This window comes from Pararhizobium sp. LjRoot238, from assembly GCF_964252955.1.
Taxonomy (GTDB): domain Bacteria; phylum Pseudomonadota; class Alphaproteobacteria; order Rhizobiales; family Rhizobiaceae; genus Pararhizobium.
In genome coordinates, this window is the sequence record NZ_CAXUPP020000001.1 from 4,098,765 (window position 1) to 4,112,715 (window position 13,951).

Sequence of the window (13,951 nt, forward strand, 5' to 3'; positions counted from 1 at the left end):
CATGACAGCACCAGCAAGCGACAGGCCGCTCGCCCTGACCATGGGCGATCCGGCCGGCATCGGCCTCGATATCAGCCTTGCCGCCTGGGCGAACAGGCGGACCTGGCAGACGCCGCCCTTCATCCTGATCGGCGATCCCGCAGCACTTGCCGAGCGCGCCCGTATCCTTGGCCGTGACATCGTGATCCGCGAAACGGATTGCGCCGAAGCAATTGCCGTTTTCGAGACGGCGCTGCCGGTTCTGCCGGTCGCCTGTGCCACCCCCGTCACGCCGGGCCAGCCGGATTCCGCCAATGCCGGCGCCATCACCGGCGCCATCGAAACCGCCGTCCGGCTGACGATGGAGGGTGCCACATCCGCCGTCGTCACCAATCCGATCGCCAAATCGGTTCTCTACGAGGCTGGCTTCAAGTTCCCCGGACACACCGAATTTCTCGCCGATATCGGCGAACGCGCCACCGGCGAAAAGCTGTTGCCGATCATGATGCTGGCCGGGCCGAAGCTGAAGGCCGTGCCGGTGACGATCCACATCCCGCTGAAGGACGTGCCGGCGCGGCTGACGTCCGAACTGATCTACCGGACATGTACGATCACCGCGCGTGATCTGAAACAGCGTTTTGGTCTTCCCTCGCCTCGCATCGCCGTCGCCGGCCTCAACCCGCATGCGGGCGAGAACGGTGCATTGGGTCTCGAAGACGATGCGATCATTCGCCCCGTCATCGAGCGGCTGAAGGCTGAAGGGCTCGATATCATCGGCCCCCTGCCCGCCGACACCATGTTCCACGACCGCGCCCGCGCGACCTATGACGTGGCGATCTGCATGTATCACGACCAGGCGCTGATCCCGGCCAAGGCGCTCGGCTTCGACGACAGCGTCAACGTCACGCTCGGCCTTCCCTTCATCCGAACCTCGCCGGATCACGGCACGGCCTTCAGCCTCGCTGGCAAGGGCGTCGCCCGCGCCGACAGCCTGCTGGCGGCGCTACGGATGGCTAAGGAACTGGCTGACACCGCCGCAAAGGCGAAAGGCTGATGGCGGCGATCGACGGCCTGCCGCCGCTACGCGATGTCATCCAGCGCCATGGTCTCGATGCCAAGAAGGCATTGGGCCAGAACTTTCTGTTCGACCTCAACCTCACCCAGAAGATCGCCCGCACCGCCGGTCCGCTCGACGGCGTGACGGTGATCGAGGTCGGCCCCGGCCCCGGCGGCCTCACCCGCGCCATCCTGTCGCTCGGCGCAAAGAAGGTGATTGCAGTCGAACGGGATTCACGCTGCCTGCCCGCGCTCGCCGAGATCGCCGGTCACTATCCCGGCCGGCTGGAAGTGATCGAGGGCGACGCGTTGAAGATCGATTTCGAAGATCTCGCAACCGATGGCCCCGTCAGGATCATCGCCAACCTGCCCTACAATGTCGGCACACAACTGCTGGTCAACTGGCTGCTGCCGAAGACATGGCCACCGTTCTACCAGTCGATGACGCTGATGTTCCAGCGCGAGGTTGGCCTCCGGATCGTCGCGGAGGCTGACGACGATCACTATGGCCGGCTCGGCGTTCTCTGCGGCTGGCGCACGAATGCGCGCATGGCCTTCGACGTGCCGCCGCAGGCGTTTTCGCCGCCGCCGAAAGTGACCTCGTCCGTGGTCCATCTGGAACCGCTCGATAACCCTATCCCCTGCTCGGCCGCCAATCTCGAAAAGGTGACGATGGCCGCCTTCGGCCAGCGCCGGAAGATGCTGCGCCAGAGCGTCAAATCGATCGGCGGCGAAGCCTTGCTCGCCAAGGCATGCATCGATCCGCAGCGTCGCGCCGAAACTCTGTCAGTCGAAGAATTCTGCCGGATCGCCAATTGCCTGTGACGAGGCGCGGGGCAATCGCTTGAGGAGAGTTTACCCCCCTCTGTCACTTCGTGACATCTCCCCCTCAAGGGGGGAGATCATTCTTTTCCCTCGAACGCTCATCTTAAAAAAGTGAACCCGTAAGGATGGCACGATGTGCATGGCCAATCTCCCCCCTTGAGGGGGAGATGTCACGAAGTGACAGAGGGGGGTGAGCCGCACGACGGACTCAAGCGACAGATTCCTGACAATAAGCTGCCGATTGTCAGAGCTTCGGCGTCTCGGTCAAAAGCCCATTAACAAACTCGAACAGGCCCGGGCGCCGGTCGCGGCGCAGGCGCTCGGCCTCGACGATCGCCTTGACGGAGGCAAAGGCGCTGTCGAGGTCCTCGTTGACGACGATATAATCATATTCCAGCCAATGCTCGATCTCGGAGCGCGAATTGGCAAGCCGGGTGGCGATGACCTCTTCCGTATCCTCGGCGCGCCGGTGCAGGCGGGACTGCAACTCGGCCATCGACGGCGGCAGGATGAAGATCGACACGACATCGCCGCCCATCTTCTCCTGAAGTTGCTGGGCGCCCTGCCAGTCGATATCGAACAGCATGTCGCGGCCTTCGGCCATGGCCTCTTCCACCGCGTCGCGCGGCGTGCCGTAGAAATTGCCGTGCACCTCGGCCCATTCCAGAAGCGCGTCGGTCTGGCGCAGGCCCTCGAACTCGCGGATCGACTTGAAGAAATAGTGGCGGCCTTCAATCTCGCTCGGGCGGCGCTTGCGCGTCGTCACGCTGACGGAGATGCTCATCTGCGGGTCGGCTTCGAGCAGGTTGCGCGCGATCGTCGACTTGCCGGCGCCCGATGGCGACGAGATCACCAGCATGAGGCCGCGGCGCTGAATGGCTTTTGTGGATGGTGGGCTGGCGGGGCTCATGGTCACTCCAGATTTTGGACCTGTTCACGAAACTGGTCGATGACGACCTTCAGTTCGATGCCGGCGGCGGTCACCGTTGCGGCATTCGATTTGGAGCAGATCGTATTCGATTCGCGGTTAAATTCCTGGGAAAGGAAATCGAGTTTCCGGCCGACCGGCCCGCCCTTTGTCAGAAGGTCGCGGGCTGCGGTGACATGTGTGCGCAGGCGGTCGATCTCCTCGCGGATATCGGCCTTGGCCGCAAGCAGCGCCACCTCGACGTAGAGGCGATCCTGATCGACCGTCGAGCCGCTATCCATCACCAGAGCCACCTGCTGCGCCAGCCGGGCAGCGATCGACTGCGGACTGCGCGACGGATCCGCTTCGATCTGGCGGGTGAGTATTCCGATCGTTTCGATCTGGCCGAGCAGGACCTGGCAGAGTGCCGCCCCTTCCGTCTCGCGCATGGCGGAGATGTCGGCAAGCGCAAGCCGAAGGCCTGACAGGAGATCGCTGTCGCGAGCGGCGCGCTCCCCCTCCTGTTCCGCCGGTTCGCGGAAATCGACGATGCCGCGAATGGAGAGCAGCGTATCGAGGCGAAGCGGCGCCGGGTCGATGACATCGCGCAACCGTTCGCGCAACGACAGCACGTTGGCCAGCGCGGCCTGGTTGACCACCGTCTCGAGGCCGGCCTCGCTGGCCGTGACAGTCAGGTTGATCTGCATGTTGCCCCGCGAAAAACACTCGGCCACGAGCTTGCGCACGTCGGTTTCCAGATGTTCGGTTCCAGTCGGCAGCCGCAGCCGAAGATCGAGGCCCTTGCCATTGACCGAGCGCAGTTCCCACGCCCAGCGATAGCGCCCGGAGGTTCCCTCGTAGCGGGCAAATCCGGTCATGGATTGCAACGGCATCGTCTTCTCCCTCGACCCTCGCGGCGCACGGGCCGGAATCGGCCCGCAAAGCGCGTGGAACATTTGAAATGGTGCATGAATGTGTACGGCTCCGGCGCGGTTGACCGCAAGGGTCAAGCGTGCCGGAGCCGTATCATCCACAAGCGGGGTACTGATTATTCCTGGACGGGCGCGGGTTCTGCCGCCTTGGCAGCCACGGCGGCCTTCTCGGCCTCAAGCTTGCGCCAGCGGCGGACATTGTTGTTATGCTCGTCAAGCGTGGCCGCGAACACATGCCCGCCGGTGCCGTCGGCGACGAAATAGAGGTCAGATGTCCCCGACGGATTGGCAACCGCCTCGAGCGCTGCCCGGCCGGGATTGGCGATCGGTGTCGGCGGCAGGCCCTTGATCAGATAGGTGTTGTAGGGCGTCTGCTTGTCGAGGTCCGATTTCAGGATCGGCCGGTCGGCCGGCTTTCCGTCACCACCGAATATGCCGTAGATGATCGTCGGGTCGGACTGCAGGCGCATGCCCTTTTCGAGCCGGTTGATGAAGACGGAGGCGACACGCGAGCGTTCGTCGGCAATGCCCGTCTCCTTCTCGACGATCGACGCGAGCGTAACGAATTCCTCACGGCTGGAGACCGGCAGGTCCGGGTCGCGGCGATCCCAGATCTGATCGACCAGCGCCTTCTGCGCGGCCGCCATCTGCGCGACGATTTCGCCACGCTTGGTGCCCCGCGAGAATTTATACGTGTCCGGACGCAACGTGCCTTCGGCGGGCAACTCCGCTGGCAGATCGCCTTCGAGTACGGGATCCGTGCTCATCTTGCTGAACATCTGCTTGACGGTCAGGCCTTCCGGAAGCGACACGGAATAGAGGATCGACTTGCCGGACTTCAGGAGTTGCATGATCTCCTGCATCGAGGAGCCTGCCTTGATCTCGTACTCGCCGGCCTTCAGCGTGTCGTCGTCCAGATAGGCTTCCGACATGAAGCGGAACACACGCCCGTCGGAGACGATATTGTTGCGCTCGAGGCTGCCTGAGATCTCCTGGATGCCGGCGCCGTTGCGCACGATGAAATTGGTGTTTGCCGTCAGCGGGCCCTTAGCCTCGTACGCCGTCATGGCATAGTAAACCGTCGCACCGGCAGCGACCGTCAGGCAGACGATGACGGTCATGAGGAAGTTCAGAAAGATGACGACCTGGCTTTTCGCCTTGCGCGACCGTTTCGGCGGCCGCGGCACTTTTTCCGGACGAAGGGCTTCGCTCGCCGATTTCGGAATGATCGGGCCGCTGTTTCCGGCCTCGTTGCGGCCGAAAGGCGCTGCGCTGTTTTCGTTTGCGTCGTTCACGATTATCCTGATTCTGGAGTTCGCATCATGCACGTCTCAATCCCTGATGCGAACTCCAGAAGAGAAACAGGAAAGAGAATCATTTCATCACGACTATAGCGATTTAACCCTTTCGCCTTGTGTCAGCATGGTCTGCCGACCAATGTCTGGCCATCCGGGTTTCGGTCGCAAATCGTCCCCATCGCACGTTTGAACTGAGCAATGCGGCAAAAGCAGGATAATGGATGCAATTAGAGCATCGGATACGAAAAGCCTGTGACATTCGGGGTGACGGGCCGCCATCGAGCCGGCCCGTGAACGTCGATATCAGGCAAAGCGGCTTAGAACGAGGGAGGCGTTCGTGCCGCCGAAACCGAAGGAATTCGACAGAGCAACATTGATCTCGCGCTTGCGCGCAACATGCGGCACCAGGTCGATCTTGGTCTCAACCGAAGGATTGTCGAGATTGAGCGTCGGCGGCGCAACATTGTCGCGGATCGCCAGCGCGCAGAAGATCGCCTCCACCGCACCGGCAGCGCCGAGCAGATGGCCGATCGCAGACTTGGTCGACGACATCGAAACCTTGGCCGCGTATCCGCCAAGAACGCGCTCGGCGGCGCCAAGCTCGATCGTGTCCGCCATCGTGGAGGTGCCGTGCGCGTTGATGTAGTCGATATCGGCGGCCGTCAGGCCGGCGCGCTTCAGCGCCATCTGCATGCAGCGATAGGCTCCGTCGCCGTCTTCCGCAGGCGCGGTGATGTGGTGGGCATCGCCCGAGAGGCCGTAACCGACGACCTCCGCATAGATCCTGGCGCCCCGCGCCTTGGCATGCTCGAGTTCTTCGAGCACGACGATGCCTGCGCCCTCGCCCATGACGAAGCCGTCACGGTCCTTGTCGTACGGGCGCGAAGCCTTCTGCGGATCGTCATTGTGCTGAGTGGACAGCGCCTTGCAGGCTGCAAAGCCGGCAAGCGCGATGCGGGAAATCGGCGATTCCGTGCCGCCCGCGACCATCACGTCGGCGTCGCCGAGCGCAATCAGACGGCTCGCATCGCCGATCGCATGGGCGCCGGTGGAACAGGCCGTGACGACCGAATGGTTGGGGCCGCGCAGCTTGTGGCGGATCGACACCTGGCCGGAGGCGAGATTGATCAGACGGCCGGGAATGAAGAAGGGGGAAACACGGCGCGGACCCTTGTCGCGCAACGTGATGCCGCCATCGACGATGCCTTCGAGACCGCCGATGCCGGAACCGATCATGACGCCGGTGGCGATCTGGTCTTCGTCGGATTTCGGATGCCAATCGGCATCCGCCAACGCCATGTCGGCTGCGGCCATGGCGTAGATGATGAAGGCGTCGACCTTGCGCTGTTCCTTCAGCTCCATCCAGTTATCGGGATTGAAAGTGCCGTTGGTGCCATCGCCGAACGGCAGGCGGCAGGCAATCTTCGCAGGCAGGTCTTCGACTTCGAATTCAGTCACCCTGCGGGCGGCATTTCCTCCGGCAAGCAGCCGCGACCAGGTGATCTCGGTTCCGCAACCCAATGGAGATACCATGCCGGTACCGGTGATAACGACACGTCTCATAACCCGTGATCCACCCTGCCTGTTAATTCCAGAACCGGACCGGACCACATGCTAAAAAACCGGACCCGTACATCCATTTCCGTGATGCTCATATCGCGCGATCAGGTACGGAAGCCATAAGACTTTCCTTAAATGCGCTTATGCTCCCCAAGAAAGAGAGCATGCCCCGCCGGGGGACTTGAAGGCGGGCCGCGATGCGCCCCGCCCTGCACGACCTGGTATCAGGCCTGTGCCTTTTCGATGAACTTGACAGCGTCGCCGACCGTCAGGATCGAATCGGCCGCATCGTCGGGGATTTCGACGCCGAACTCTTCTTCGAATGCCATGACCAGTTCGACGGTGTCGAGCGAGTCCGCGCCCAGATCGTCGATGAAGCTTGCGCCTTCCGAAACCTTTTCGGCGTCGACGCCAAGATGATCAATAACAATTTTCTTTACGCGTTCTGCTACGTCGCTCATGTCGGATTCCTCGACCTTTGTTTTTTCTCAACGATGCCGTTCTGACATCGGTACCCTATTAACGCCAGAGAGATCAAGACGATCACCCCGGCAATCTCTTCAACCGCAAGAGCGGCAGACCACGCACTGCAAAAGACGGCGGGTGCCTCATATCTTCCGATCGACTGCGCACAGTCATGGCCCGCTTAACACGGTTTAAGTCTGCCGCAAAGTCCGAAAATGGCCGGGAATGGCTTGGTCAACACGCAATTCCCGGTATTTCCGCCCCGCCCCTTCGATTAACGCGAAAACGCGGCAGCGCAGGCGTTTTACGGCCTTCAGATCATCGCCATGCCGCCATTCACATGGATCGTCTGGCCGGTGACGTAAGCCGCTTCGTTGGAAGCGAGGTAAGCGACGGCGGCGGCGACTTCGGCACCGGTTCCCATGCGCTTCATCGGGATGGCGCCCATGATGGCGTCCTTCTGCTTGTCGTTCAGCTTGCCGGTCATGGCGCTCTCGATAAAGCCGGGAGCGACGCAGTTGACCGTCACGTTGCGGGTGGCGATCTCCTGCGCCAGCGACTTGGAAAAGCCGATCATGCCCGCCTTGGAGGCGCAGTAGTTGGCCTGCCCCGGATTACCGGTGACGCCGACGATCGAGGTGATGTTGATGATGCGGCCATGGCGGCGGCGCATCATCGGATGGGTCAGCTCGCGGGTCAGCCGGAAGACCGACGTCAGGTTGACTTCCAGTACCGCGTCCCAATCCTCGTCGCTCATCCGCACGAACAGGCCGTCCTTGGTGATGCCGGCATTGTTGACGAGAATGTCGACGCCGCCGAGTTCGCTTTCGGCCTTTTCGCCGAGCGCCTTGACGGCGGCACGGTCGGCAAGGTTTGCCGGAAACAGGTGAACGCGCTCGCCGAGCGAATTGCCGAGTTCTTCCAGCTTTTCGACGCGGGTGCCGTGCAGTCCGACGGTGGCGCCCTGCGCATGCAGGATGCGGGCAATCTCTTCACCGATGCCACCGGATGCGCCGGTGACGAGGGCCTTGCGGCCAGACAGATCGAACATGGTCTTGATCCTTATAGTTTCGGCTCAGCCGAGCAGAGTTTGAAGCGCCGCGTCGATATCGGCGGGGGAATTGACGGCGATGCCGGTCACCGTCTTGTCAATGCGGCGGGCAAGACCGGTCAGTACCTTGCCGGAGCCGATCTCGTACAGCGTCGTCACACCGTTTGCGGCGAACCACTCGACGGTCTCGCGCCAGCGGACCTGGCCGGTAACCTGTTCGACCAGAAGGCTTACGATCTCGCCCGCATCCGTCACCGGTGCGGCCCGCACATTGGCGATCAGCGGCACCACCGGATTGCTCTTCGATACCGTTGCCAGCGCCTCGCGCATGACGTCCGCCGCGGGCGCCATCAGGGCCGAATGGAAGGGCGCGGAAACAGGCAGCAGGATGGCGCGCTTGGCGCCCTTCTCGGTCGCCAGCGTCGCCGCCTTTTCGACAGCGGCCTTCTCGCCGGAAATCACCAGCTGGCCGCCACCGTTGTCGTTGGCGATCTGGCAGGAGCCGAGCGCCGAGGCTTCCGCGCAAACGGCGTCGACATCGCCGTGCTCCAGCCCGATGATCGCCGCCATCGCGCCTCTGCCCACGGGCACCGCGGCCTGCATGGCATTGCCGCGAATGCGCAGAAGCCGCGCCGTATCGGCAAGCGAAAAGGTTCCGGCGGCACAGAGCGCGGAATATTCGCCGAGCGAATGGCCGGCGACATAGGCGACCTTGGATTTCAGATTGAGCCCCTTGGCTTCCATCACCCGCAGCGCCGCGATCGACACCGCCATCAACGCCGGCTGGGCATTGGCCGTCAGCGTCAGCGTCTCTTCCGGCCCGTTCCACATGATGTCGGAGAGCTTTTCACCCAGCGCCTCGTCGACTTCGGCAAAGACGGCAGCGGCCTCCGGAAAGACGTCAGCCAGATCCTTGCCCATGCCGAGCGCCTGACTACCCTGTCCGGGAAACGTGAATGCGATTGCCATGAGGTTTTTCCCGTCGTCATGCGCAGCCGGGCCGCGCCGTTTCATTCCAAGACCGCCGCCCGCATATATATAAGGCGGAGGCCGCTTTTTTCTCTCCATTCACATTCCTTGCGCCTGAGTCAAGGCTTGAGCGGTCTTCGGCATATCTGAGCATAGTCTCACGCTTTTCTCTTGCGCCGCAGCAAACAGCCTCTACATTCGCCGCCGAACCAGATCGAGGCACTCCCATGCGCTACAAGACACTCGGCCGCACCGACATCCGCATTTCCGAAATCTGCCTGGGCTCCATGACCTGGGGCAGCCAGAACCCGGAAAGAGAAGCACACGAGCAGATGGATTACGCCATCGACAAAGGCGTCAACTTCATCGATACGGCCGAGCTCTATCCGGTCACGCCGCTTTCGGCCGAAACGCAGGGGCGCACGGAAGCCTATATCGGCACGTGGCTGAAGGCGCGCGGAAAACGCGATGACGTCGTCGTCGCCACCAAGGTCGCCGGCCCCGGACGGCCCTATATCCGCGGCGGCAGCCCGATGAGCCCCGCCACCATGCGGATCGCGCTCGATGAAAGCCTGAAACGGCTCCAGACGGATTATGTCGATCTCTATCAACTGCATTGGCCGAATCGCGGCCACTACCACTTCCGCAATGCCTGGACCTACAATCCGTCGAAGCAGGACAGGTCGACTGTGCCGGGTGAACTTCTGGCGATCCTCGAAACGCTCGGAGAATTCGTGCAGGCTGGCAAGGTCCGTGCCATCGGCCTGTCGAACGACACCGCCTGGGGCGCGATGACGATGCTGTCGCTTGCCGAGAAACACGGCCTGCCGCGCATCGCCTCCATACAGAACGAATACAACTTCCTCTACCGCGCCTTCGATCTCGACCTTGCCGAAGTCAGCCACCACGAGGATATCGGCCTGCTCGCCTATTCGCCGCTCGCCGCCGGCCTGATGACCGGCAAATATCTGAGCGGCGCGCGCCCCGAAGGCTCCCGCCTCAGCATCAACGGCGACCTCGGCGGCCGCTACACCGAATACCAGGAAGGAGCCGTCGCCGCCTATGCCGAGCTCGCCCGCGCCCACGGCCTCGATCTCGCCCAGATGCAACTCGCCTTCAGCCTCACCCGCCCCTTCATGACCTCGGTCATTATCGGCGCGACGCGCATGGCGCAGCTGAAGACGAATATCGGCGCCAAGGATGTGAAGTTGCCGGCGGAGGTGATGGAGGGAATCGGGCGTCTGCACCGACAGTTCCCGGCGCCGATTTGAGAACACCGAAACGCAGCCGGTCAGCGGCTGCTTACCGCCGGAGCCGGTGTGGACCGGCATTCACGGCCAGGGCGATCTTCTGATCGCAAACCAGCATGGCCTGCAGCGCGCAGCAGGCCATGCTAAACCGAACCTCAATCGTTCACGAACGCTTTCGGATGGTAGCGTAGACGATGTTCCGGTTCTCGCCGAACCAGACACTTGCGTCAACGCTGTTGCGCTCGACGCTCGAATTGATGACGTTCCACATGTCCGCCTCCGAGCGCAAGAGAAGCGCCCAGTTCATGTACGATTCCATATAGCCATCGTCGGCCATGTCCTCAGCAAAATTGGCGAAGAGGAAGACACCACCCGGCTTGAGCATGTCCATGCAGGTCTGCGTCAGCTTCACCGCAACCTTGTCGGCAAGATAGTCGTAGAGACCGGCGGCATAGATGAAATCAAACTTACCGAGCTGATGCTTCTTGCTGAGCAGCCCGCGGACGGAACCATCGATTGCCTCGATGCAGGTGCCCTGGAAATCCCGGGCGATCGATCCGATGCTGAGCGGATCCTGATCGAGCGCGACCCACCGCTTGATCCGCCCTTCCTTGAGTGCGACCGAGCTGTCGGCTTCCCGCAGATGGCCGGCGGCGACCGTGAGTATCTCGGTTTCGGGGCCTTTTTCCGCGGCGATCTCGTCAACGTGGCGGGTCAGGATGTCGCGCCGCTCCCTTACGGCGACAGGGCCCGGAGCGTTCCTGGTATATTCATAAATCCCGAGCCCAAGCGGAGTGGACTTTGCGACTTCGTGCGCAACGCTGGGGTGGCCATAGATGAAGTCGATCAAGCTCGCGTCACCGGAATAGCCGCGCGGCTTCTCGAAAGACCAGCGCGTGAACGGATCCTGCTGAAAGATCTTGGCCGACGGATGGCTCTGCACGATCTGGATCAGCGCCTGCCAGACGCTTGGCTCGAACTTGTTGCGCGTCTCATGAAGCGCCCCGATAAGGCGCTTTACGGTTTGTGCCGGATCCCGGGCTTCTTCGATCTGCTGCAGGGCAATCGCCAGCACGAGCGCAAGTTCAGCTTTCGCTGTTGCGAGCTGATCATCGTATCGATCGGTTTTGGCGGAGGAAAGTTCGGTGATGATGGCTTGAGGGGTAATCAGGCTTTCGCCGTCGAAGGCAATGTTAAATTGGGACACTCGAACCTCGTGGGTTAATAGATCATTAATATAATGGTGAAAAATGGATGAAGTGCCAATCCGAGCGGCCCCATTTTCGCGGGTTATGGTTAACGCACTCGCGTGTCGGTTGACTCCACCGCGGCTGCGCCGACGCTCTTCGCCAAGTTCAGAAAAACTTAATGTACCTCCCCTATTGTGCCGAAAACTGCTGCCCTTTCCTGATAGCTTGCCTATCCGGATGGCCGGCGTGGGGCGCCTAAGACAGCGTCGACTGTTGGAAAGAGACCTCAAGCTCTAGAGAATGCGACGCAACGCAATGGAAAGTGCATGAAGCACACGTTGGCCGATGTAGTTGAAATCGATCTCCATACCGAGCCGCCGAGACCGGCGTCGGCTGAGCTTCGCACGCTCTATCGGGAGGAAGGCGAGAGCGCGCGAAAACAGGCCACGAGACGGGGGCTCTGGATCGCCGTCGCCGCCTATCTCCTGTTTTCGATCACCGACATTTTGCTCGTTCCGGACGTCGCGCGCTACACGATCGCCGCACGTTTCGCCGTCGGCATCGTCGCAATCGCCGCGCTCGAAATACAGCTCCGCCTGAACACCAGCGCGAACGCGATCGACGCCACCTCTGCGGCTGCGGTTATACTGGCCTACGCCGGCTGGTTATGCCCGGCCATGATGACGGCGGATGTTCAGACCATATCCTACTACATGGTCTTCGGTGCCATCTTCATGATGAGCGTCAACCTGTTCTTCAGCTTCCGGTTTCGCCTTTCCTTAGTTGCGTCGGGCGTAATTCTCCTCATTTTCCTTGCCGCCCTGCAGTCCTTCCCCCCCATTTATCCCTCCTACAAGCTCGCATTCGGCACCTTCTGCGTTTCGTGCTTCGTCTTCACCTCCTATGTGAACTGGAAACTCAACTGGGAACGCTACAAGGTCTTCCTCAACGCCTTAGAGGCGAAGGTTCAGCACAACGAGGCGTCCGAGCGGGGAAAAGCTCTGCTGAGGCTATCGAACACCGATCCTTTGACGGGCCTGGAAAATCGCCGGGCTATCGACCAGAGGTTGCGTGACTACTGGGACGACTGGCAAAAAACCGGCCACAGCTTTGCGGCAATCCTGATCGACGTCGATTTCTTCAAGAGATACAATGACTGCTACGGCCATCAGGAGGGCGATCGCTGCCTCGTCCTCGTCGCCAATGCGCTCGAGGCTTCGATCGAGCCGTACAGTGGCTCGATCGGACGTTATGGCGGCGAAGAGTTCATCGTTCTCGCCCACCTGGACACCAGCGAGCGGCTGGCGGAGCTTGCGGAAGCCATTCGCAGCACTGTCGAGAACCTGGCGCAGGCGCACGGGCAGCGGCGAGACGGCACGTCGATCGTCACGGTCAGCGTCGGCGCCTCGTTTACCAGGAATCAGACCGGTACGAAGCTCGAGAAGATCATCCACGAGGCGGATCGCGCGCTTTATGCAGCCAAGGCAAGCGGCCGCAACTGTACCCGCCTATTCGATCCGAACGATCCCCAGAGCAGCGATGAGAGCGAGAACATCGCGGCCTTGCTGAAGATCGCGATCGACCACCATCTCGTTTCCCTCGTCTATCAGCCGATCAGAAACGTCGTGTCGGGCCGGGTCGAAGCCGTCGAGGCGCTGATGCGCCTGAGAATGCTGGACGGCACTGCGGTTACGCCGAGCCTTTTCATTCCCGTCGCGGAGCGAACCGGCGCCATCCTGGAGCTCGGGCGCTGGGCCATACGGACGGTGTGCCGCGAACTCCTGATGGACGACCACGTGCCGGTCGTCAGCGTCAACGTCTCGCCAATTCAGCTCAAGGCTCCCGGCTTTGCAGCGTCCGTCGCGGCGATCCTCGGCGAAACCGGCGTCGCCGGCGGCCGGCTGGCGCTGGAGATCACCGAAGGTCTCGAGATGGAGATGCATTCGGACATTCTCCGCTGCATCAGCGACCTGAAGACGCTGGGCATCAAGATCTGGCTCGATGATTTCGGGACGGGCTTTGCCGGTCTTTCGTGGCTTCGCCTGATCGATTTCGACACGGTGAAGATCGACCGCTCGTTTCTGCATGACTGCGGCACCCCGCGCGGCAGGGCCATGCTCCAGGATATCATCGGCCTCGTGCGAAATCGCGGCCACAATATCCTCGTCGAAGGTGTGGAAACCGATGAGCAGCTCGCGCTCATGCAGGATTTCCGCATAGACCAGGTTCAAGGCTTCCACGTCGGCCGCCCGGCACCCGCGGAAAATTTCATGGCGCCGCCACCCGCCGATCCGCGCCAGGCGCGGCTGGTGAGACCGCTGCGGGGATGAGGCGATCAGGGGTTTGCCGCTTTACGGCTTGGAAGTGGATCCTTGGGTCAAGCCCACTGATGACAACCCTTCTTGGACAAGCTTCCCAATAACCATCCTGCCATCGCAGGCTTACCGCCTTCCGACAGCCTCGCTCTCC

Annotated in this window: 12 protein-coding genes; 4 read left to right on the forward strand and 8 right to left on the reverse strand. The window is 61.8% G+C overall.

What is annotated here, in order from left to right:
- The first annotated feature begins 1 nt into the window (after position 1).
- Positions 2 to 1,033, forward strand: coding sequence for a 4-hydroxythreonine-4-phosphate dehydrogenase PdxA (pdxA, locus tag ACSQ3F_RS20190; protein ID WP_436101847.1), 1,032 nt, complete (start codon positions 2 to 4; stop codon positions 1,031 to 1,033).
- Positions 1,033 to 1,860 (forward strand): 16S rRNA (adenine(1518)-N(6)/adenine(1519)-N(6))-dimethyltransferase RsmA, encoded by an 828-nt coding sequence (rsmA, locus tag ACSQ3F_RS20195; RefSeq protein WP_436101848.1) that lies wholly within the window; start codon positions 1,033 to 1,035, stop codon positions 1,858 to 1,860. Before pdxA ends, rsmA begins: the two co-directional genes overlap by 1 nt.
- 244 nt (positions 1,861 to 2,104) lie before the next feature.
- Here rsmA and gmk read toward each other — a convergent pair whose 3' ends face one another.
- The 7 genes from gmk to fabD all read right to left on the reverse strand — a co-directional run bounded on the left by gmk (position 2,105) and on the right by fabD (position 9,042).
- Entirely contained in the window at positions 2,105 to 2,770 is a 666-nt protein-coding gene (gmk, locus tag ACSQ3F_RS20200) for a guanylate kinase (protein ID WP_436101849.1), read from the reverse strand.
- A 2-nt stretch (positions 2,771 to 2,772) separates the two neighbouring features.
- Positions 2,773 to 3,660, reverse strand: a complete 888-nt coding sequence (locus tag ACSQ3F_RS20205; RefSeq protein ID WP_436101850.1) for a YicC/YloC family endoribonuclease — start codon at positions 3,658 to 3,660, stop codon at positions 2,773 to 2,775.
- A gap of 155 nt (positions 3,661 to 3,815) precedes the next feature.
- A complete protein-coding gene (mltG, locus tag ACSQ3F_RS20210) occupies positions 3,816 to 4,994 on the reverse strand; it encodes an endolytic transglycosylase MltG (RefSeq protein WP_436101851.1) in 1,179 nt (392 codons plus the stop codon).
- 306 nt (positions 4,995 to 5,300) lie between these two features.
- A complete protein-coding gene (gene fabF, locus ACSQ3F_RS20215; protein WP_436101852.1) occupies positions 5,301 to 6,560 on the reverse strand; it encodes a beta-ketoacyl-ACP synthase II in 1,260 nt (419 codons plus the stop codon).
- Between the two features lie 221 nt (positions 6,561 to 6,781).
- Positions 6,782 to 7,018 (reverse strand): acyl carrier protein, encoded by a 237-nt coding sequence (locus ACSQ3F_RS20220; RefSeq protein ID WP_018327362.1) that lies wholly within the window; start codon positions 7,016 to 7,018, stop codon positions 6,782 to 6,784.
- Between the two features lie 317 nt (positions 7,019 to 7,335).
- The gene (gene fabG, locus ACSQ3F_RS20225) at positions 7,336 to 8,073 is read right to left on the reverse strand and encodes a 3-oxoacyl-[acyl-carrier-protein] reductase (RefSeq protein ID WP_436101853.1); all 738 of its coding nucleotides are present in this window, start codon (positions 8,071 to 8,073) and stop codon (positions 7,336 to 7,338) included.
- Between the two features lie 24 nt (positions 8,074 to 8,097).
- The gene (gene fabD / locus ACSQ3F_RS20230; protein WP_436101854.1) at positions 8,098 to 9,042 is read right to left on the reverse strand and encodes an ACP S-malonyltransferase; all 945 of its coding nucleotides are present in this window, start codon (positions 9,040 to 9,042) and stop codon (positions 8,098 to 8,100) included.
- A gap of 227 nt (positions 9,043 to 9,269) precedes the next feature.
- Here fabD and ACSQ3F_RS20235 point away from each other — a divergent pair, with 227 nt between their 5' ends.
- Entirely contained in the window at positions 9,270 to 10,313 is a 1,044-nt protein-coding gene (locus tag ACSQ3F_RS20235; protein WP_436101855.1) for an aldo/keto reductase, read from the forward strand.
- A 142-nt stretch (positions 10,314 to 10,455) separates the two neighbouring features.
- Here the strand turns inward: ACSQ3F_RS20235 and ACSQ3F_RS20240 are convergent, their stop codons facing one another.
- Positions 10,456 to 11,499, reverse strand: coding sequence for a class I SAM-dependent methyltransferase (locus tag ACSQ3F_RS20240; protein ID WP_436101856.1), 1,044 nt, complete (start codon positions 11,497 to 11,499; stop codon positions 10,456 to 10,458).
- 309 nt (positions 11,500 to 11,808) lie between these two features.
- Between ACSQ3F_RS20240 and ACSQ3F_RS20245 the strand changes: the two genes are divergently transcribed.
- Positions 11,809 to 13,812: a putative bifunctional diguanylate cyclase/phosphodiesterase gene (locus ACSQ3F_RS20245; RefSeq protein WP_436101857.1), complete on the forward strand. Its 2,004-nt coding sequence runs from the start codon at positions 11,809 to 11,811 to the stop codon at positions 13,810 to 13,812.
- The last annotated feature ends 139 nt before the right edge of the window (positions 13,813 to 13,951 follow it).